The sequence below is a fragment of the Pseudomonas sp. P108 genome (assembly GCF_032613195.1).
GTDB lineage: Bacteria > Pseudomonadota > Gammaproteobacteria > Pseudomonadales > Pseudomonadaceae > Aquipseudomonas.
Genome location: NZ_CP126691.1, coordinates 2914612 through 2934455, shown reverse-complemented (window position 1 = coordinate 2934455; position 19844 = coordinate 2914612). Strand labels below are relative to the sequence as shown.

The 19844-nt window shown below is 60.7% G+C and carries 14 protein-coding genes; 4 read left to right on the top strand and 10 right to left on the bottom strand.

The annotated features are described in order from the left end of the window. Window positions 1–47: 47 nt before the first annotated feature. The 10 genes from QOM10_RS12885 to QOM10_RS12840 form a co-directional block, all read right to left on the bottom strand. Entirely contained in the window at window positions 48–1622 is a 1575-nt protein-coding gene (locus tag QOM10_RS12885) for an ABC transporter ATP-binding protein (protein WP_316918209.1), read from the bottom strand. A gap of 1 nt (window position 1623) precedes the next feature. Next, window positions 1624–2646: an ABC transporter permease gene (locus QOM10_RS12880; RefSeq protein ID WP_316918208.1), complete on the bottom strand. Its 1023-nt coding sequence runs from the start codon at window positions 2644–2646 to the stop codon at window positions 1624–1626. Then, window positions 2646–3710, bottom strand: a complete 1065-nt coding sequence (locus QOM10_RS12875; RefSeq protein ID WP_316918207.1) for a microcin C ABC transporter permease YejB — start codon at window positions 3708–3710, stop codon at window positions 2646–2648. The genes QOM10_RS12880 and QOM10_RS12875 overlap by 1 nt, the downstream gene beginning before the upstream one ends. Continuing rightward, window positions 3697–5538 carry an extracellular solute-binding protein gene (locus tag QOM10_RS12870; protein WP_316918206.1) on the bottom strand — a complete coding sequence of 614 codons (1842 nt, stop codon included), beginning with the start codon at window positions 5536–5538 and terminating at the stop codon, window positions 3697–3699. Before QOM10_RS12870 ends, QOM10_RS12875 begins: the two co-directional genes overlap by 14 nt. Before the next feature lie 225 nt (window positions 5539–5763). Next, the gene (locus QOM10_RS12865) at window positions 5764–8418 is read right to left on the bottom strand and encodes a TonB-dependent receptor (protein ID WP_316918205.1); all 2655 of its coding nucleotides are present in this window, start codon (window positions 8416–8418) and stop codon (window positions 5764–5766) included. A gap of 118 nt (window positions 8419–8536) precedes the next feature. Continuing rightward, window positions 8537–9040, bottom strand: a complete 504-nt coding sequence (locus QOM10_RS12860) for an RES family NAD+ phosphorylase (RefSeq protein ID WP_102901928.1) — start codon at window positions 9038–9040, stop codon at window positions 8537–8539. Next, window positions 9037–9513 carry an antitoxin Xre/MbcA/ParS toxin-binding domain-containing protein gene (locus tag QOM10_RS12855; RefSeq protein ID WP_180988161.1) on the bottom strand — a complete coding sequence of 159 codons (477 nt, stop codon included), beginning with the start codon at window positions 9511–9513 and terminating at the stop codon, window positions 9037–9039. The genes QOM10_RS12860 and QOM10_RS12855 overlap by 4 nt, the downstream gene beginning before the upstream one ends. A gap of 270 nt (window positions 9514–9783) precedes the next feature. Further along, window positions 9784–12693 (bottom strand): TonB-dependent receptor, encoded by a 2910-nt coding sequence (locus QOM10_RS12850; protein ID WP_316918204.1) that lies wholly within the window; start codon window positions 12691–12693, stop codon window positions 9784–9786. Between the two features lie 208 nt (window positions 12694–12901). After that, window positions 12902–13867, bottom strand: a complete 966-nt coding sequence (locus QOM10_RS12845; protein ID WP_316918203.1) for a FecR family protein — start codon at window positions 13865–13867, stop codon at window positions 12902–12904. Next, on the bottom strand, window positions 13864–14370 hold the full coding sequence (locus QOM10_RS12840; RefSeq protein ID WP_034152323.1) for a sigma-70 family RNA polymerase sigma factor: 507 nt from the start codon (window positions 14368–14370) through the stop codon (window positions 13864–13866). Before QOM10_RS12840 ends, QOM10_RS12845 begins: the two co-directional genes overlap by 4 nt. 296 nt (window positions 14371–14666) lie before the next feature. On the opposite strand from QOM10_RS12840, the gene QOM10_RS12835 reads away from it, so the two are divergent. From QOM10_RS12835 to QOM10_RS12820, 4 genes are all read left to right on the top strand, one after another. After that, window positions 14667–16385, top strand: coding sequence for a hydrogenase maturation protein (locus QOM10_RS12835; protein WP_316918202.1), 1719 nt, complete (start codon window positions 14667–14669; stop codon window positions 16383–16385). Between the two features lie 226 nt (window positions 16386–16611). Next, the gene (locus QOM10_RS12830) at window positions 16612–17475 is read left to right on the top strand and encodes a LysR family transcriptional regulator (protein ID WP_150752021.1); all 864 of its coding nucleotides are present in this window, start codon (window positions 16612–16614) and stop codon (window positions 17473–17475) included. A gap of 111 nt (window positions 17476–17586) precedes the next feature. Continuing rightward, complete coding sequence (locus tag QOM10_RS12825) at window positions 17587–18732, top strand: sterol desaturase/SRPBCC family protein (protein ID WP_316918201.1); 1146 nt, start codon at window positions 17587–17589, stop codon at window positions 18730–18732. Between the two features lie 56 nt (window positions 18733–18788). Then, the gene (locus QOM10_RS12820; protein WP_410479222.1) at window positions 18789–19805 is read left to right on the top strand and encodes an SMP-30/gluconolactonase/LRE family protein; all 1017 of its coding nucleotides are present in this window, start codon (window positions 18789–18791) and stop codon (window positions 19803–19805) included. Window positions 19806–19844: the final 39 nt, after the last annotated feature.

Sequence of the window (19844 nt, the reverse complement as noted above, 5' to 3'; positions counted from 1 at the left end):
AAAGTCAAAAGATCGCAGCCTCGTTTCACTCGACAGCTCCTACAGGGTTACCCGCTGAACGAAGCGGCCAGCAACTCTCGGGTATACGGATGCTGCGCTGCATGAAACAGCGTATTTGTCTCGCCACGCTCCACCACTTCACCGTCCTTCATCACAATCAAGTCATGCGCCAACGCGCGCACCACCGCCAGATCGTGACTGATGAACAGGTACGTCAGGCCATGTTCTTGCTGCAAACGCCGCAGCAAAGCCACGATCTGCTTCTGCACCGTGCGATCCAGTGCCGACGTCGGCTCATCCAGCAGGATCAAGTCGGGCTTGAGCACCAGCGCCCGGGCAATCGCGATGCGTTGCCGCTGACCACCGGAAAACTCGTGGGGATAGCGATGCCGTGTGGCAGGGTCGAGACCGACTTCACGCAACACATCGATCACCGCCCGTTCGCGCTCAGCGGCATCCAAATCGCTGTGCACCTGTAGTCCTTCGGCGATGATCTGCTCCACACACAGGCGCGGACTGAGGCTGCCAAACGGATCCTGAAACACCACTTGCAGGCGTTTGCGTAGCGGCCGGAGTTGTTTGCCGCTCAAGTGCTCCAGCGCCTCGCCTTGAAAGCGAATACTGCCTTGCGCATCGAGCAAACGCAGAATCGCCTGGCCCAGCGTCGACTTGCCGGAACCGGATTCGCCGACAATCCCCAAGGTCTTGCCGCGCTGAAGCTTCAAGTCAATGCCGTTGACCGCGTGCAAGTACGACTTCGCGCGCAACCAACCGCCGCCCAAACGGAAGCGCACATTGAGATCACGCACCTCCAGCAAATCCTCCGCAGGCTCCCGGCACAACGCTTCGCCACCCGGTTCGGCGTTGAGCAACTCGATGCTGTAAGGATGTTGCGGTGCGTTGAACAACTGTTCACACGACGCTTGTTCGACGATCAGACCGCCACGCATGACCGCCACTCGCTGAGCGATGTTTCGCACCAGATTCAGATCATGACTGATGATCAACAGCGCCATGCCCAGGCGCTCCTGCAGTTCTTTGAGCAACAGCAGAATCTTGCGTTGCACGGTCACGTCCAGCGCGGTGGTCGGCTCGTCGGCGATCAGCAACTGCGGCTCGCAGGCCAGCGCCATGGCAATCATCACCCGTTGTCGCTGACCGCCCGACAGTTGATGCGGATAGGCCTTGAGCCGTTCGCGCGGGCGCTGAATACCCACCAGTTCAAGCAACTGCACAATTCGCTGACGCGCCGCCGCCCCGGCCAGCCCCTTGTGCAGCGCCAGGCTCTCGCCCAACTGCCGCTCAATCGTGTGCAAAGGGTTCAGCGAACTCATCGGCTCCTGAAAAATCATCGCGATGCGGTTGCCACGCAATTGCCGCAAGTAGCGTTCATGCACGCCCAGCAGCTCCTCGCCGGCATAACGGATGCTGCCGTCGATCCGGGTGATGGCCGGGTCAAGCAATTGCAGAATGCTGTGCGCCGTTACCGATTTGCCCGAGCCGGATTCGCCGACCAGCGCCAGACATTCGCCGGGGCGGATATCAAGGTCGATGCCGTGCACCACAGACTGGCCATTGAAGGCGACGCGCAGGTCGCGTATTTCGATCAGATGTTCTGGCATATCAAGTCCTCGGATCAAACGCATCGCGGCAGGCTTCGCCGATAAATACCAGTAGCGAAAGAATCAGTGCCAAGGCAAAGAACGCGGTCAAACCCAGCCATGGCGCTTGCAGATTGCTCTTGCCCTGACCGATCAACTCGCCCAGCGAAGCACTGCCGGCCGGCATGCCGAAACCGAGAAAATCCAGCGCCGACAAAGTCGCAATCGCCCCGGTGAGAATGAACGGCAGATAGGTCAGCGTGGCGCTCATGGCATTGGGCAGAATGTGTCGAACGATTACCTGCGCATCGCCGACACCCAGAGCCCGCGCCGCTTTCACATATTCCAGGCCACGGCTGCGCAGGAACTCGGCCCGCACCACATCGACCAGACTCAGCCAGGAAAACAGCGCCATGATCCCCAGCAACCACCAGAAATTCGGCTCGACAAACCCGGACAGAATGATCAGCAGGTACAACACCGGCAGCCCCGACCAGACCTCCAGCAAGCGCTGACCGATCAGGTCGACCCAACCGCCGTAGTAACCCTGCAACGCGCCGGCAGCGATGCCAATCACTGCACTCGCCGCCGTCAGCGCCAAGGCAAACAGCAGCGATACACGTGTGCCGAAAATCACCCGCGCCAGCACGTCGCGCGCCTGATCATCGGTGCCCAGCCAGTTGTCGCCACTGGGCGGACTCGGCGCCGGCTCCGTGAGGTCGTAATTGACCGTGTCGAACGCGAACGGAATCGGCGCAAACCACAGCCGCCCGCCCTGCCCCTCGATCAATTGCCGCACCTGCGCGCTGCGATAGTCCGGCTGAAACGGCAGCTCGCCGCCGAAGTCCTGCTCGGTGTAGCGCTTGAACGCCGGGAAATACCAATCGCCCTGATACGTCACCAGCAGCGGTTTGTCATTGGCCACCAGCTCACCGCCAAGGCTCAGGCCGAACAGCGCGAGAAACAGCCACAACGACCACCAGCCACGCCGATGTGCCTTGAAGCGCGCCCAGCGGCGCTGACCGATTGGAGATAACGTCAGCATCAGGCAGCCCTCGCGGTGAAGTCGATACGCGGGTCAACCAGCGTGTAACAAAGGTCGCCGAGCAGTTTTATCAGCAGGCCAAACAGGGTGAAGATAAACAGCGAGCCGAACACCACTGGATAGTCGCGTGCGACCGCCGCTTCGTAACTGAGGCGCCCGAGGCCATCGAGGGAGAAGATCACTTCGATCAGCAGCGAACCGCCGAAGAACACCGTCACCAGTGCTTGCGGCAAACCGGCGACGACCAGCAGCATCGCATTGCGAAACACATGGCCGTACAACACCTGCCGTTGACTCAGTCCCTTGGCACGCGCGGTGACCACGTACAGCCGTGAGATTTCGTTGAGAAACCTGTTCTTGGTGAGGATCGTCAAGGTCGCAAAACCGCCGATGACCAAGGCAGTCACCGGCAGCACCAAGTGCCAGAAATAGTCGGCCACCTTGGCCCACGGCGACAGCTCGGCGAAGTTGTCCGAGACCAGCCCGCGCACCGGAAACCAGTCCAGCGCCGTGCCACCGGCAAACACCACGATCAGCAGCAGCGCAAAGAGAAATCCCGGCAGCGCATAACCGATGATGATCGCCACGCTGCTCCAGACATCGAACGCCGAGCCGTTGTGCACGGCTTTGCGAATGCCCAGCGGAATCGACACCAGATAGGTGATCAGTGTCGCCCACAGTCCCAGCGACACGGTCACCGGCAGTTTCTGCCAGATCAATTCGGTGACGCTGGCACCGCGAAAGAAACTCTGACCGAAATCCAGTTGCGCATAGCTTTTGAGCATCAGCCACAAGCGCTCGCTGGCCGGTTTGTCGAAGCCGTATTGACGTTCGATATCAGCCACCAGTTTCGGGTCCAGCCCTCGGGTCGCGCGGGATTCGCCACCGACGGTTTCGACATGGCTGGAACCCACCGCGGCCCCCACGCCAATCCCCTGCAAGCGCGCAATGGCCTGCTCGACCGGGCCACCGGGTGCGGCTTGCACGATAACGAAGTTGACCAGCAGGATCGCCAGCAAGGTCGGCACGATCAGCAGCAGACGCCGCAGGCTATAACCCCACATGGCTGTACTCCTTGGGCATCTGAGTAGTGGTCAGTGCGGTCGGGCTGATTTCCCACCAGGTGTCGAGACCGGCGTCGTACAGCGGCGCAATCGCCGGCCGGCCGAAGCGGTTCCACCACACCGTGGAAATCCCCGGAGGGTAATAGTTGGGTACCCAGTAGTAGCCCCACTGCAACACTCGATCCAGTGCATGAGCGTGACGCAGCAGACTCTCGCGATTGTCAGCCTGCACTAGCCCTTCGAGCAGTGCATCGACGGCCGGGTCGCGCAGGACCATGTAATTGTTCGAGCCGGGATCGTCGGCACCGTCGGAGCCGAAGTAATTGAACATCTCGCGCCCCGGCGCCTGACTCACCGGGTAACCGGCGACGATCATGTCGTAGTCGCGATTGCGCACACGGTTGGTGTATTGCGCGGTGTCGACCTGGCGAATATCGAAGCCGATGCCGATCTGCGCCAGGTTGCGTTTGAACGGCAATAGCAGCCGTTCGAAACCTTTCTGGCCATTGAGAAACGTGAAGTGCAGCGGCTCGCCATTGGCGTTCACCAATTGATCGCCCTGAGGTTTCCAGCCAGCGGCCTCCAGCAGTTTCAGCGCTTGTAGTTGTTCAGCGCGGATATTGCCACTGCCGTCGGTTTTCGGTGCTTCAAACACCGTGGTGAACACTTCATCGGGAATCTTTCCGCGCAACGGCTCAAGAATCTTCAGCTCTTCGGCATCCGGCAACGCGGTGGCCGCCAGTGCGCTGTGGGAGAAGAAGCTGCGCTGACGCAGGTACATGCTGCGCATCATTTGCCGGTTGCTCCATTCGAAATCCCAAAGCATGGCGATGGCCTGACGCACCCGGCGATCCTGAAACAGCGGTTTTTGCAGGTTGAACACAAAGCCCTGCGCGCCTTGCGCAGCACCGGGTGCGAGATGTTCACGAAGCAATTTGCCTTGCTCGAGTGCAGCGCCCGCGTAACCGATGGTGAAACTGGTGGCGGAGAACTCGCGGTTGTAATCGAAGCCGCCGGCCTTGAGCACCTGCCGCGACACGTCGGTGTCGGCGAAGAACTCCACGCTTAACTGATCGAAGTTGTACAGCCCACGGGTGATCGGCAGATCCTTGGCCCACCAGTCTTGCACCCGCTGAAATTTCACGCTGCGCCCGGCATCTACCGCGCTGATGCGGTACGGGCCGCTGCCCGGCGGAATCTCGAAACCGCCGCCCTCGGCGAAATCGCGGGTGCGCCACCAATGTTCGGGCAGCACCGGCAGTGTCGCCAGGTCCAGCGGCAAGGTGCGGCTGTCGTTGTTCTTGAAGAGGAAGCGCACTTGTGTCGGCGACTCCACGACGACTTCAGCGACATCGCGAAACTGCTGGCGGTATTTGAGGCTGCCCTGGGTGATGAACAGGTTGAAGGTGTAGCGCACGTCTTCGGCAGTGATCGGCGTGCCGTCGTCGAAGCGTGCCTTCGGGTTCAGATAGAAGCGGATCCAGCGGCGATCCGGATCCAGCTCCATCTGCTGCGCCACCAGACCGTAGACGCTGTAGGGCTCGTCCTTGCTGCGATAGGCCAGTGGCGCGTACAGCCAGCCATCGATGTCGGCCACGCCGGTGCCTTTGTCGGTGTAAGGAATCAGGTGATCGAACGGGCCGCTTTCCAGCGAAGACCGGCGCAGGCTGCCGCCCTTCGGCGCGTCGGGGTTGGCGTAGGCCAGGTGCTGGAAGTCGGGGGCGTATTTGGCGGGTTCGCCGTAGACCGTTAACGCCGGTTGCGGGGCCGCCCAACTGAACGGGGTTAAAAGCGCACATGCGCTGAATAAAATGAGCCTGGAGAACATGGGCAGATCCTTTTACACGGTGCTGCTACTGGCTTCATCGCGAGCAGGCTCACTCCTACAGGGTCTGCGGTGAACACAAAGCCAATGTAGGAGTGAGCCTGCTCGCGATAACGCCGGAACAGTCACCACACATCCTGCCTACCTGTGATGTGCAACAGGCCGGCGATTTTTATAGGGCGTGCTTTAGATCAATAGGTGACTAAAACCCGCCATCTCTGAGCATTTTCAAAACTTGTAACTGACCCGCGTGTACAGCGTCCGCCCAAACGGATCGCCATATTTCGGGTCGTAGCCGCTCTGGAACGTGTAGGTCTGGTTGCTGAACGGTGGCTCGCGGTCGAACAGGTTTTTCGCGCCAAGGGTCACGCTCAGGGTCTTGCGCCAGGTGTAAGTACCGGCCAGATCCCAGACGTTGTAAGAGCCGACGTAATCGTGGGTGTCGCGATCGGAGTCGTGGTAACCGCTGGTGTAGCGGTTGGTGAGCGCGGCGCCGAACGGGCCGTAATTCCAGCTGCCGGTCAGGCTGTGGCGCCAGCGCGCCACGGCACCCGCCGAGGCAAAGTCACCGCCACGGAAATCGCCCAGCTTGTCGATATAGTCGCCCTTGAGTTGCTGCTGATAGTCATAACGGGTGACGTAAGTGCCTTGCAGGCCGATGCCGAAGTTTCCGTACGGCGTGCTCGGCAAACGGTAATCGAAGCTGACGTCGACGCCGTTGGTCTTGATCTTGCCGAGGTTGGCCAGGCCGGTGACGATGTGATCGATGGAGCCATCCGGCTTGCGCACCAGCCGATCCGGGTACAGCTCAGGATTCTCGAACACCGCCGATTCCGGGAACTCGGCAATCTGGTTGGCGATGTCGATCCACCAGAAATCCAGCCCGGCGCTCAGGCGCTCAAACGGTTGATAGACAAACCCGAGGGTAACGTTGCGCGCGGTTTCCGGGCTGAGGTCGGTATTGCCGCCGCTGGTGCGATTGAACTGCTGCGCGCAATCACGGTTGGCGATGCCGCCATTGCTCGGATTGCCGCCAGCGCACAAACGTGGATCGTTGTAGTTGGCGTTGGTGAAACTGGTGAAGGTCGGGTTGTACAGCTCATACAACGACGGTGCGCGGAATCCTTCGCTGTAGGCACCGCGCACCACCAACTCCTTGAATGGCTGGAAGCGGAACGAGTATTTCGGATTGGTGGTGCTGCCGAAGTCGCTGTACTTGTCGTGGCGTACGGCGGCGGACAGTTCGAGGCTGTCGAGCACCGGCACGTTGACCTCGGCGTACTCGGCGGAAACGCTGCGATCCCCGGCAACGCTGCCGTTCGGATCGACACCGAGGCTTTGCACGTCGCCGGCAAATGCCGCGAAATCCTGATGGAAGTCTTCCTTGCGATACTCGCCGCCCAGCGCCAATGCCGAAGGGCCGGCACCGAACCAGTCGCCGATTTCACGACTGATGCGCCCGTCGATGGCCTTCACCCGCCCGACCGCCGTGGCGTAATCACCGTCCACCGCGTTGGCCGCCAAAAGCGCGGACCCGGCAGCCGTCTGCGGGCCGAACGGGTTGATCACGCCGTTGGCAATACCGGCGCTGACTGCACGGTCATTGACGTAGCCGTCCTGAATGCTGTTGACCACTTTGTTCTGGTTATACGAGGCGCCGAGGTTGTAATCCCAGCCGACCAGCGTGCCGTCGAAACTCAGCAGCAAACGCTGACTGGTGTTGTCGTCTTCGTGTTTACGCGCGCCGACGGCAGTTTCGCGCCAGTTCACGTCGACCGGTTGCGTCGGGTCGAGGGCAAAACCGTTCGGCCCGGGGGTGATGCCGTTGCCCGGATAGAACGCCGTGCCGGGGTTGACCTGATTACCCATCAAAGTGCCGGGGCCGATTTGCGTGCGGTTTTCGTTTTGCGCCCAGAAGTATTCGAGGCTGACGTTGTGATCGTCCGACAGTTTGCCGGTGGCTTTGGCGAAGGCCGAGGTCTTCTCCGTTTCCGGCACCAGATCAAGGTAATTCCACAGGCTCTGCCGGCAGATGCCGTTGCGCGCCAGCAAACCCGGTGCGTTGCAGCCAGAACCGGCCAAAGGGTTGGTGGCGTTACTGCCCTGACTCCAGTTGGCCGGCGAGGCGGTGCCGGAGGTGTAATCAAGTCCGCGCTTTGGCTGATAGTTGTAGGTGTAACCCCGGTCTTCAGCGGCCAGGCGTTGCTGCTTGTCGTAACTGACCACACCAAACACGTTGAAGCGATCCTCCTGCAAATCACCGAAGCCCCAACTGCCGCTGAAGTTTCGACTTTCACCGCCCCCCGAATGGGTTGGCGTGTCGTAGTTGGTGCTGATCTGTCCTTCGGTGAGGCTGGTCTTGGTGATGAAGTTGATCACCCCGCCAATCGCATCGGTGCCGTACAGCGCCGAGGCGCCATCGCGCAGCACTTCGACGCGGTCGATGGCGGCGAACGGAATGGTGTTGAGGTCGACACCCGAGCCGTTGATCGCATTGGTGGCGTTGTTGCTCAGGCGCCGGCCGTTGAGCAGCACCAAGGTTTTGTTGGCGCCGATGCCGCGCAGATCCGCATAAGACGCCCCACCACTGCTCGACCCCACCGAACGCCCGGAACCAACCGAAGACTGGTTGGCGGATATCCGGCTGACCAGTTCCTCGGTGGTGGACACGCCCTGCTCGCGCAGCTCTTCTACGCGCAGGATGGTCACCGGCACCGCAGTTTCCGCGTCGACCCGACGGATTGCCGTCCCCGTGACTTCGACACGCTGCAGCTGAGTGGTCGGTTCGGTTGCCGTGCTGTCGGCGGCGATGGCCGGCAGCGTGTTGATTGCCAGCAGCAAGGCCAGGCTCAAAGGTGATTTGACGGGTGAAAACTGAATCATGAACAGCCATCCCTGCGTTTTGGTTTATGCAGGGATGTGCAATGACGAATAAGGATTTATAGAGGGCGGTTTAGACCGTTGGGTGATGAGGTTATGCACAAACTGCCGTGCGTCCGCATCAAGCCAATGTCACCTCCCTCAACAACCGGGTATCCAGGCCAAACCGCTCTTGGGAGACCATCTTGAACTGCCCCGCTGCCAGGTCGCAGCTCACCAGCAGATTCCACGAGTGGCGGGTTGCCGCCGAGGGAATCAGGACAAACGGATGCTCATCCAGTAAAGCGTCGGCAAACCGCTGTTGATTGGGCGACGGCCACGCGGGACTCAACCAGTAAGGATTCGGTACCTCTTCAGGCTGAACGACTTTGACCCGTGCATCTCGGATGACTTCAAAGCACGTCAGCACATAAGGCTCTCTGTCCAGTGCATCAAAACTGTTATTGGCCGCCACCTCCAGAATGGCTGAGGACGGGTCAACAGATGCATAGACGACTCGCCGGCCAGGCGCATTCCATCGACCGCCCTTCAGTTTTGAACCCATCCCGCTGTCCCACGTCTCTCCGTAGGCCTCCTGATCCAGGCGCCAGCCATACCAGTGCCCTTCCCAAGGCAAGGGATTCATGGGTAACCCCCGTACAGGAGCCGACACAAGTATTGCTCGACCATCTGGAAACCGAGCGGATGGTGGGTCAGTTCCAACGGCACGTAGCCGTTAAGGTAAGGGGTGGATTTCTGCATCCATACCTCCGCCTGTGGCAGCCCCCCGAACGCACGAGTGGCCATCTCCAGCACCAGCGCATATTGGTAGGCGACAACACTCTGCTGCGAGTCAAGCCGTATCGATTTGCCTTCCTTCAACAGCCGCTGCACGGTTCTGACAGACCGGCCGGTGATGCGTTTGACCATGTCTTCGCGCAGGTACATTTCGGAAGTTGAAAGCATGTTGACGACGTCGCTCAGCTCAAAGCCCTCCTCGGTAAGGCGGACAATCAGCATGGCGTCGTCACCGAGGTCCTGGCCATGCACGAGCAAATCGACAGGCTTGCCCGCGACCTTCTTCAGCCCCGTCAGCCGAGGCACTTTTGCTGTGGGCATCGCGACATCCTCCATGGGGCATCTGGCGCGATCGTCGATCCAGAAGTTGCGCAGGGAATAAATAGCGGTTTCATGCTGAATGTGTGGTGTACGCATAATTGATCCTTGATCTGGGAGCCTGAGCGTTCAAGCCGCTCAGCGACTTCAATGTCAGGTCCGATGCTATAGATCGCGCTTCCGACGACCAACCTGAAAAAGTCGTCGGAAATATCCCCTGCTTACCGCAAAACCCGCCATTTTCCGTAGGACGTCAACGCGAGATTCCTGCCCTCAGCCGCCGAAGTGATAACTCACGTCCAGCCACCACTGCCGCCCGTACGGGTCATAGTTGCCGGTCGGGTAATACGGCCACCCCGCTGAATCATCGTGTTTGACCTGATTGAGCACGTTGTTCACGGTCAGACCGACACTTGCCCGATCATTAAGCTTGTAACGCGCACTGGCGTTGAACACCGTCCACGGCGACAGACGCCCGTCTCCTGCGCCGTTGGTGACTGAACCGTAACGAATGCCCATCAGCGTCGCCGTGGCTTTCTGATAATCCCAGGTCAGGCTGGCGTTGACCTTGCTGCGCCAGTCGTAATTGGTGCGTGAGGTGCGCCAGTCTTGCGTCGGTGCTTCTTCCGACTCCTTGTAGTAATGCGACAGCACCAAGGTGTAGCCCAGCGCCGAACTGAATGCGCCGTACTGCCCGGCGCCCCAGCGAATGTTGCTCTTGAAGTCCAGACCACTGACCCGCTCGCTGGCGGCGTTGATCGCGTTGACTCGCACGCGGTTCAACTGGTTCGGATCGACTGCGGCATTGCCGGCGTTGCGATCGATGCGCGCCAGGGTCGACTGGCAATTGGCCGAATTGATGTCCTGCGTGCCGTTGCGGCATTCGTTCTCTTGTTGCAGCAAGCGGTTTTCATCGACGGTGGTCAGCAGATCATCGATCTCGACACGCCAGAAATCCGTGGAGAAATCGAAGTTGCGCGACGGCGACCAGACAAAGCCGTAGGTCCACGATTTGCCGCGTTCAGACTCCAGATTCGCCGTACCGCTCTGGGTGTAATCGACCCGCCCACGATCACACGCGCCGTCCACGCCCTGGCTGCAACCGTAGTAATCGATCTGCGCCGGATAGTAGCCATTGCTGTCGGACTGATAGATGTAGTTCAGGTCCGGCGCACGGAAACTGGTGCCGTAACTGCCGCGCAGCAACAGGCTGGTAACCGGACGCCATTCCAGTCCCAGGTTGTAGGTTTTCTGCTGCTCGGTGCGGCCGCTGAATTTGTATTGGTCCCAGCGTCCGGCGGCAGTCGCCAACAACGTGTCGGTGACCGGAATGCTGAACTCGCCACCCGCCGCGTAACGTTTGCGCGAGCCGCCGGAACTTTGCTGCGGGCTCACGCCGTAAAACGTGCCGTCGTTGAGGCCGTCATCCGGGTCGACGCGGTATTCCTGTTTGCCCGCTTCCAGTACTCCGGCGAAGCCCACCGGGCCGGCCGGCAAGTCGAACAGATCACCGTTGACCGAAGCGTTGTAACTGGTCGACACCGACTTGCTGCTCTGGGTGAGGTTGCCGCGAAACTGCTGCCACTCCTGCGGCGTCAGCGGCCGGTCGAGCCGTGAAGCATCCGGGGCGAATACTGGATAACCGCCGCTGACACCGAGTTGCGGGCCGAGGTAGAAATCCTGAATCGAAGACAGTGGCGTGTAGCGTGTGGTCCTGACGCTGCGATATTCCGAGCGATTGGCCGCCAGATCGTAACTCCAGCCAGTGTCGGCGATCTTGTCCGAGAGACCGAGGGTGCCGGTCCACGAGGTGTCGCGCCACTTGCTGTTGTTGCTGGTGCGACCACCGATTTCCTCTTCGCCGAAGCGTCGATACCAGCGCTCCAGATTGCCGCTGTTCTGGTTGATGAAATCCGGCGAGGTGAAGGTCGGCCCGCGCGTGTTGTTCTGGATATGGTCGAGGCCGTACATCAAATCGGCGAAGACCTGGCCGCTGTCGCTGAAATGCCAGGTGCCACGGGTGTAGCCGTCGTAGTTTTCCTTCTGGGTCTGCACGGTCCAGTAATCGTTGTACATCTGGTCGGTGCGGCAGCGCCCGCCGCTGTTGACCAGTTTATTGTCGAAGGTGCCCTGATAAGCACCGCAACCCGGTCCCAGATAACGACTGTTGCTCAGGTCGCGGCGGTAACCGACGTCCGCCAGCGGGCCGTTTTGCATAAAGCCACGGTCATCGGCCCAGATCGGATCGCGGTTGGTCAGTTCCAGACCGAACAAGCCGTCAAAATTCCCCCAACTGCCGCCACCGCTGATCTGCAAACGCTGGTTGTCACCGCCGCCGCGCTCACTGGTGCCGCCCTTGAGATTGACGTCGACGCCGTTGATCTTGTCCTTGAGGATGATGTTGACCACCCCGGCGATCGCGTCCGAGCCGTAAATCGCCGAGGCGCCGCTGCTGAGAATTTCGATGCGTTCGATGACCGCCGACGGAATGTTCGCCAGGTTGGTGAAGTTGACCTTGCCGTCGTACGGCGTCGGGTAGTCGGCGACGCGACGGCCATTGATCAGCACCAGCGTATGGTTCGGGCCGAGGCCGCGCAGGTTCAGTGCGCTGGCCGCTGGTTGCCAGGTGTTGCCGTAATCTTCGCCTTGGGTCATGCCGGTGTTTTGCGTTTGCGTGGCCAGGGCGTCGTAGACGTTTTTGTAGCCGCGCGCTTCCATTTCTTCGTGGGTGATGACGTTGACCGGCGTCGCGCCATCGCTCTGCGCACGGGCAATGCGCGAACCGGTGACGGTGACTTTTTCCATGCGGTAATCGGCGCTGGTGACCGGTGCCACGGCAGTGACTTTTGCCGGCGCATCGGCTGCGCGAACGGTCAGGCCCTGAGCGCTTTGCTCGACTTGCAGACCACTGCCGAGCAAAGCTTTTTCCACTGCCTGACGACCGCCCAACGCACCGCGCACCGCTGCGCTGCGTTTGCCCTGCACCAATTCCTGACTAAAGGAAATCGGCACGCCGCTCTGCCGCGAGATGTCCAGCAGCACTTCGTCGAGCGGTCCGGTAGCGATGTCGAAGGTAAACACCGCTGCAGCAGGCTCCTGGGCAACCGCCGCCCATGGGCTGATGCCCATCGCCAAGGCAGCGGCGAGGGTCAATCGAGGTAATTGTTGTTTGATTGAGAACATCGAAGGGTTTCCCTGTTGAAGGCATCTGCAGGGAATGAGCAGCGGGCCAGCGCTTTTTATAGGGCGGCGATTAGGCCAATAAGTCATATCCCTATAACCCATCCAATTCAACGCCTGACTCTGTAGGAGCTGCCGCAGGCTGCGATCTTTTGATCTTGCCTTTGATTGAGAAAAACCAAAGTCAAAAGATCGCAGCCTGCGGCAGCTCCTACAGGGATGAGTTAGCCGTTGAGCGGGAGTCGATGCTGACCCAGTACGGGTTGTGCCAGGTGACGCGGATCGGCAGCGAGCGTTCCAGCAGTTGCAACGTACGATCGCTGTCGTCGAGCGGATAGAGGCCGCTGAGGCGTAGATCCGCAACGTCGGGACTCAGGTGCAGAATGCCGCGACGGTAGCGGCGCAAGCTGTCGATGACTTCGTACAAAGGCCGGTCGCGCACCTCCAGTCGACCTTGCACCCAGGCACTTTCCTGACCGTTGCTGCACTCCAGCGACAGCAACCCTGCGCCGTTGAACAGCAGGCTCTCGCCGGCCGCCACCACTTGCCGCGCGCCACCTGCGGTGACCACTTCGACCTGCGAATGGAGCAGCACCAATCGCGTCGTATCTTCACTGTACTGCACGAGAAATTTCGTCCCCAGCGCCCGCATGCGCCCGTGCTCGGTCTCGACCACAAAGGGTCGCGCCGACTCTTTCGCCACATCGACCAACAATTCGCCACTGCGCAAGGCGAGCAAGCGTTGCTGGCTATCGAACAACGGCACCACACGACTGCGCGCATTGAGGGTCAGCGCACTGCCGTCGGCCAAGGTGAAGTCACGTCGTTCACCGGTCCCGGTCGACAACTCCCCCGCCTCCGGCAGCCAGCCGTAGCGCCGTCCGAGCAACCCGGCCAACAGCGCAACACCGAGCACACTCAGACTGCCGCTGATAAAGCGTCGACGACTCGACGGCGCATTGAGACTGTGCAGCAGACTGCTGCGCGGCAAGGTGCGCAGGGTCGGGTTGCGCAGCAAATTCAGGCCGCCGCCCATCTGCTCGATGACCTGCTGATGCCGTGGATCGGCAACCCGCCAGGCCTCAAACGCTGCCCGCTCAGCCATGCCCGCCTCGCCCGACTGCAGCAACGCCAGCCATTGCGCCGCCTCGTCGATCACCGCGTCGTCCGGCCTCATGCCTGCATTGCCTGATAACAACGCTTGAACGCTTCGACCATGTATTGCTGCACGCGACTGGTCGATACGCCGAGGCGTTCGCCGATCTCGCTGTAGGTCAAGCCGTCAAGCTGGTGGTAGAGAAACGCCGCTTTGGCCTTGGCCGACAACCCGTTGAGCAACCGATCGACCGCCAGCAGCGCTTCGATCACCAGCGCCCGTTCTTCCGGAGACGGATGCACCGGTTCGGGTGCCAGCGCCAGGCTTTCCAGATAAGCACGTTCAAGGTCCTGGCGACGCCAGCCTTCGTACACCAGTCGGCGAGCGATGGTGGTGAGCAGCGCGCGTGGCTCGCGAATGGCCGTGGGGTCCGGCAATGCCAGCACCCGCAGAAAGGTTTCCGAAGCGATGTCCTGCGCACTGTGTGGGCAACCCAGCGTGCGGCCAACGGCAGCGCACAGCCAGCGATAGTCCTTTTGGAACATCTGCCCGATGATCTGGTAATGCGGGTTGTACCCACCCATGCCTTGCTCCCTGAAACGGGTCCCACCCGCTGCGAAAAACCATCGTTCTGCCGGGATCGTCCGGCTCTGATCAGGCGCGACTGTGCAATAGCCTCGAAGACATTTGAAGTAATAAAAAATCAACACAAGCAAACCATTGAGCATAAGGCACTTGGTCGCCGCAGAAACATTGGCTGACACAACGTTGACCTCGGTCACTGGCGCGTGGCCGGCCACTGATTAATCTCGCGGCTCCATCGAAAGCCAGGGACGGCTCACCGAGAGCCCACGGCGAACCCACTCAAGGAAGAGCAAGCATGCGACCACTCAACATCATTCTGCTGTCGTCAGCGTTCAACGGCCTGACCCAACGTGCCTGGCTGGAACTGCGCGAGGCCGGGCACTCGCCGAGCGTCGTGCTGTTTACCGATGAAAACGCTGTATGCGAACAGATCGAACACAGCGGCGCGGATCTGGTGATCTGCCCGTTCCTCAAGGACCGTGTGCCCGAGGCACTGTGGAGCAATGCCCAGCGCCCGGTGGTGATCATTCATCCCGGCATCGTCGGCGATCGCGGCGCCAGTGCCCTCGACTGGGCGATTACCAATGAATTGTCGAGCTGGGGCGTTACCGCGTTGCAAGCGGTCGAGGAAATGGACGCCGGGCCAGTGTGGGCCACTTGTGAATTCAACCTGCCGGCGGGCCTGCGCAAATCCGAGCTGTATAACGGCCGGGTCAGTGACGCGGCGATTCGCTGCATACGCGAAGTGGTGGAGAAATTCGTCGAAGGATTCGAGCCGGTGGCGCTGGACTATGCCGATGCAAAAGTGCGTGGGCGTTTGCAGCCGAACATGAAGCAGGTCGACCGCAGTTTCAGTTGGCACGACTGCGCGCGCTTCATCAAACGTTGCATCGATGCCGCCGACGGCCAGCCCGGTGTGCTGGCGAGCCTGGCCGGCGGTCAGTATTACGTGTACGACGCGCACCTCGATTCGCGCAGCGGTATGCCCGGCGAAATTCTCGCGGTGCATGACGATGCGGTGCTGGTCGCCGCTGGCGATCAAAGTTTGTGGATTGGTTCGCTGCGGCGCAAACCGCAATCCGGCGAAGAAACCTTCAAACAGCCAGCGCGGCATGTATTGGCCGAGCAATTGGCCGACGTGCCGGTGCTGGACTGGTCGATCGCTACACAGCCGTTCAGTGACGAAGCCTATCAACCGCTGCGGTATCGCGAATCCGGCATCGTCGGTGAGCTGACCTTCGAGTTCTACAACGGCGCCATGAGCACCGAGCAATGCCAGCGCATGGTCGCCGCGCTACGCTGGGCCAAATCCCGTGATACGCAGGTGTTGCTGATCAAGGGCGGGCGCGGCAGTTTTTCCAACGGCGTGCATTTGAACGTGATTCAGGCCGCGCAGGATCCCGGAGCTGAAGCCTGGGCGAATATTCAGGCTATCGACGATGTCTGCGCAGAACTGCTCACGGCCCGGCAGTTGGTGGTCAGCGGTGTCACCGGCAATGCCGGCGCCGGCGGTGTGATGCTCGCGCTGGCCGCCGATATTGTGTTTGCCCGCGCCGATATCGTGCTCAACCCGCATTACAAGAGCATGGGTTTGTATGGCTCCGAATACTGGACCTACAGCCTGCCCCGCGCCGTCGGCCCGGCCATGGCCGAACAACTGACCCAGGCCTGCCTGCCAGTGAGCGCGGTGCAGGCGTGGCAACTGGGCATGGTTCAGGAAATCGGCCCGCGTTGCCCGGACGAGTTTTCCCTGTGGTTGCTGCAGCGGGCCAACGGAGTAGTGAGCGATCCGACCTATGCTGCGGTGCGCGAGCGCAAGGCGCGGGTTGATCAGGTGTTGATCCAGCAGTGCCGTGAAACCGAGTTGCAGGAAATGCAGGAAGACATGCTGTACAACCGCAATCAGTTTGCCGAGAAGTGCCGCAACTTCGTGTACAAGCGCAAGGTGTGTGGCACGCCGGCACGGTTGATTGAAGAGTGGGCGCGGGTGCGTTTGACCGAGTTGGCCAGTTGATTTTGGCGGTGACTGCTTTCCCCTCACCCTAGCCCTCTCCCAAGGGAGAGGGAACTGATTGGGGGATGCTGTAGAGGTTCGCCGACATGAACGATCTCTACTGAATCCATAATCGATCGATGTATGACGCAAGACACCTCGGTCAGTCCCCTCTCCCTCCGGGAGAGGGTTAGGGTGAGGGGCTTTTGCCTTTACAATGCCCGACACCTCAAACACCGGCCCGCCCATGGACATCGATCTCGCTCGCACCTTTCTGGAAATCGTCCGCCACGGCAGCCTCGCCGCTGCCGCGCAGAAGCTGTTCGTCACTCAAACGGCGATCACCGCCCGGGTGCAGAAACTCGAAAGCCAATTGGGTAGCACGCTGTTCGTGCGCAACCGCGCCGGGGCGAAACTGACGCCCAATGGTGAGGCCTTTGTGATCTACGCCAATCAACTGGTGCAGACCTGGGAAGCCGCGCGGCGCGATCTGCCGCTGCCCGAGGGCTATCACAACGTGCTGCACATCGGTGGCGAAGTCAGCCTGTGCAACCCGTTGATGCTCAGTTGGGCGGCAGAGCTGCGCGAGAAGATTCCCGGGCATGCCCTGCGCATGGAAATCCGCGATGGCGAAAACCTGCTGCGCCAGCTCGAACTCGGTGTGCTCGACGCCGCACTGGTCTATCAGCCGGAATACTGGCCGGGATTGCAGGTCGAGCAAGTGCTGGAAGAAAAACTGATTCTGGTGCGCGCGCCCGAGCGCCCCGATCCCTACGTCTACATCGACTGGGGTCCGGACTTCCGCCGCCAACATGACGCCGCCCTGCCGGAAAAAGCCAAAGCGGCGCTGAGTTTCAACCTCGGCCCGCTGGCCCTGCAATACATCCTCGAACACGGCGGCAGCGGCTACTTCCGCACCCGCGTGGTGCGCACCTATCTGGAAAGCGGCGCCCTCGAAGCGGTGACCAAAGCCCCGGAATTCGGCTATCCGACTTACCTGGTCTACTCCCGCGATCGCGATTCGGCGACGCTGCAACAGGCCTTCAATCTGCTGCGTGAAGTGATCCGCACCGATGACGACTGGTCGCAGCGCTGGAACCCTCTGAGCTGAAGCAGCGGCTTCGTACCGGAGCATGGCGCATGTGCCATTGAGGTCCGGCCTGCACAAGCGGCCGGATCGGCTAATCTGCCGGGTATAACAACAATCCCCGCAGGTGATGCAGTGAGGCAGACCACCGAGATTTTCCGCAGCCGCTATCGTGCGGCCATTCATCCGCTGTACAACCCATGGCTGCACGGCGCCTTCGTGCTGCTGTTCGGGGTGCTGGCCATCGGCGGGTTCTGGAGCAGCGTGCAGCAGGTCGCCCTGCTGGAGTGGCTAACGGTGCCGTTGACCCTGCTGTTGTTCAATTTCGGCGTGTACATGGTCCATCGCCATCTCGGTCACCACAAAAAGACCTTCGCAAAAATGTTCTATGCCCGACATGCGGGCGATCATCACAGCTTCTTCACCCCCGGCCATATGACCTACGACGGCGCCCGCGACTGGCGGGTTATTCTGTTTCCCGCCTGGCTGATCGTACTGCACACGCTGGTGATTACCCTGCCGTTGTGGTGGCTGTTGGCACAGGTAAACGCCAACGTCGCCGGTTTGTTCGGTGGCTGCATGGTGCTGGGTTATCTGACTTACGAGGTGTTCCATGCCTGCGAACACCTGCCGCCGCACAACCCGCTGACGCGCCTGCCATGGATCCGCCAGATGCGCCGCTTGCACGAGTTGCATCACCGCCGCGAGCGCATGCAGGAGCGCAATTTCAACATCGTCCTGCCGCTGATGGACTACCTGTTCGGCACCCTTTACTGGGAGCCGGAAACCGCCCCGTTGAATTGTTCGAGACAAGCCATGACCCGCATGCAGCACACCATCGATATCGCTGGCGAACCCACTGCCGTGCTTGCCTATGCCGCCAGTGTCAGTCGCTGGCCGGAATGGCACCCGTCGTCGCTGAAGATCGACGGCGCCCACGGCCCACTGCATGCCGGCTCGCGCTTTGAAGAGGACATTCACGCGGGTGGACGTGAAGGCCATTTAAGCTGGGAAGTCACCGAGTACTTGCCCGGCCGGCGCTGGTGCGCGCGAGCGCAAGGCGATCATGGACTGTCGCTACTGTTGACGTATGAATGTACCGCCGAGGGCAGCGGCACGCGGTTCGTGCGCACGCTGGATTATCGCTTCAATGGTTTGGCCATGCGCATCGCCAATCACCTGCTGCTCAAGCGCCGCATCGAACGCGAATCTGCCGCCTCGATGCTGGCGCTGCGCGACATGGCCACGCAATACCTGGCCTCGGCGAGGGCCAGCGCGTGAAGCTTCGTCATCTGCTGTTGCTACTGGTGCTCATCGTCATCGCGTTCTTATTGTTGATGCCCACCAAAGTCGAACCGGTGGCCTGGACACCGCAGCCGGCGCCATCGCTAAAAGAAGGTCTGTACGCTGAGAACCAGAAACTCAAAGGCGCAGCGCAGGTCGGGCCGAGCGACATCGAAGGGCCGGAAGCCTTGCTGCTGGAGAGTGATTTCCTGATCACCGGGCTGCACGACGGCCGACTGATCCGCACCAGCCTCGACGGCCAGCAACGCAAAGTCCTCGCCGACACCGGTGGCCGTCCGCTGGGCTTGGCCCGACATCCGAACGGCTTGCTGGTGATCGCCGACGGGGTCAAGGGCTTGCTGTCCCTCGATGCGCAAGGTCAGCTGGTTCCTTTGACCACGGAGGCCAATGGTCTGGCCTTCGGTTTCACTGATGATGTGGCCATCGATAAGTCCGGGCATTACGCCTATTTCAGCGATGCTTCCAGCCGTTGGGGCTATGGCCATGACGGCGAGGCGATCATTGAGCACGGCGGCGACGGACGCCTGCTGCGCTATGACTTCCAGAGCGGCAAAACCAGTGTCCTGCTCGATAAGCTTGAGTTCGCCAACGGCGTGACCCTCGGCCCGGACGACGCCTATGTGCTGGTCAATGAAACCGGCGCCTACCGCATCAGCCGTTATTGGCTGACCGGGCCGAAAGCCGGCACTCACGATTTGTTCATCGACAATCTGCCAGGGCTGCCGGACAACCTGGCGTTCAATGGCAGTAATCGCTTTTGGGTGGCGTTGTATGCGCCGCGTAATGCCTTGCTCGACGGCACAGCGGAGCATCCGTTCGTGCGCAAGATGATCGTGCGGGCGCTGAAGGTTTTACCGAAACCGGTGGAAAAGCGCGGGTTTGTTCTGGGGCTGGATCTGGAGGGCAAGGTGATTGCCAATTTGCAGGATGCGAGCAGTGGCAATTATTCGCCGATTACCACGGTGCGCGAGTATGGATCGTGGTTGTATTTTGGCTCGCTGAAAGCCACACATATGGCACGGATGCCGTTGGATGCGGCCCTTAAGTGAACCTGATGTTTTTGTGTTGCATGGACTGACGCCTTCGCG

Coding starts and splice junctions, on each gene's coding strand:
- QOM10_RS12885 (WP_316918209.1), bottom strand. CDS start 1,622: ATGCCAGAACATCTGATCGAAATACGCGACCTGCGCGTCGCCTTCAAT.
- QOM10_RS12880 (WP_316918208.1), bottom strand. CDS start 2,646: ATGCTGACGTTATCTCCAATCGGTCAGCGCCGCTGGGCGCGCTTCAAG.
- QOM10_RS12875 (WP_316918207.1), bottom strand. CDS start 3,710: ATGTGGGGTTATAGCCTGCGGCGTCTGCTGCTGATCGTGCCGACCTTG.
- QOM10_RS12870 (WP_316918206.1), bottom strand. CDS start 5,538: ATGTTCTCCAGGCTCATTTTATTCAGCGCATGTGCGCTTTTAACCCCG.
- QOM10_RS12865 (WP_316918205.1), bottom strand. CDS start 8,418: ATGATTCAGTTTTCACCCGTCAAATCACCTTTGAGCCTGGCCTTGCTG.
- QOM10_RS12860 (WP_102901928.1), bottom strand. CDS start 9,040: ATGAATCCCTTGCCTTGGGAAGGGCACTGGTATGGCTGGCGCCTGGAT.
- QOM10_RS12855 (WP_180988161.1), bottom strand. CDS start 9,513: ATGCCCACAGCAAAAGTGCCTCGGCTGACGGGGCTGAAGAAGGTCGCG.
- QOM10_RS12850 (WP_316918204.1), bottom strand. CDS start 12,693: ATGTTCTCAATCAAACAACAATTACCTCGATTGACCCTCGCCGCTGCC.
- QOM10_RS12845 (WP_316918203.1), bottom strand. CDS start 13,867: ATGAGGCCGGACGACGCGGTGATCGACGAGGCGGCGCAATGGCTGGCG.
- QOM10_RS12840 (WP_034152323.1), bottom strand. CDS start 14,370: ATGGGTGGGTACAACCCGCATTACCAGATCATCGGGCAGATGTTCCAA.
- QOM10_RS12835 (WP_316918202.1), top strand. CDS start 14,667: ATGCGACCACTCAACATCATTCTGCTGTCGTCAGCGTTCAACGGCCTG.
- QOM10_RS12830 (WP_150752021.1), top strand. CDS start 16,612: ATGGACATCGATCTCGCTCGCACCTTTCTGGAAATCGTCCGCCACGGC.
- QOM10_RS12820 (WP_410479222.1), top strand. CDS start 18,789: ATGCCCACCAAAGTCGAACCGGTGGCCTGGACACCGCAGCCGGCGCCA.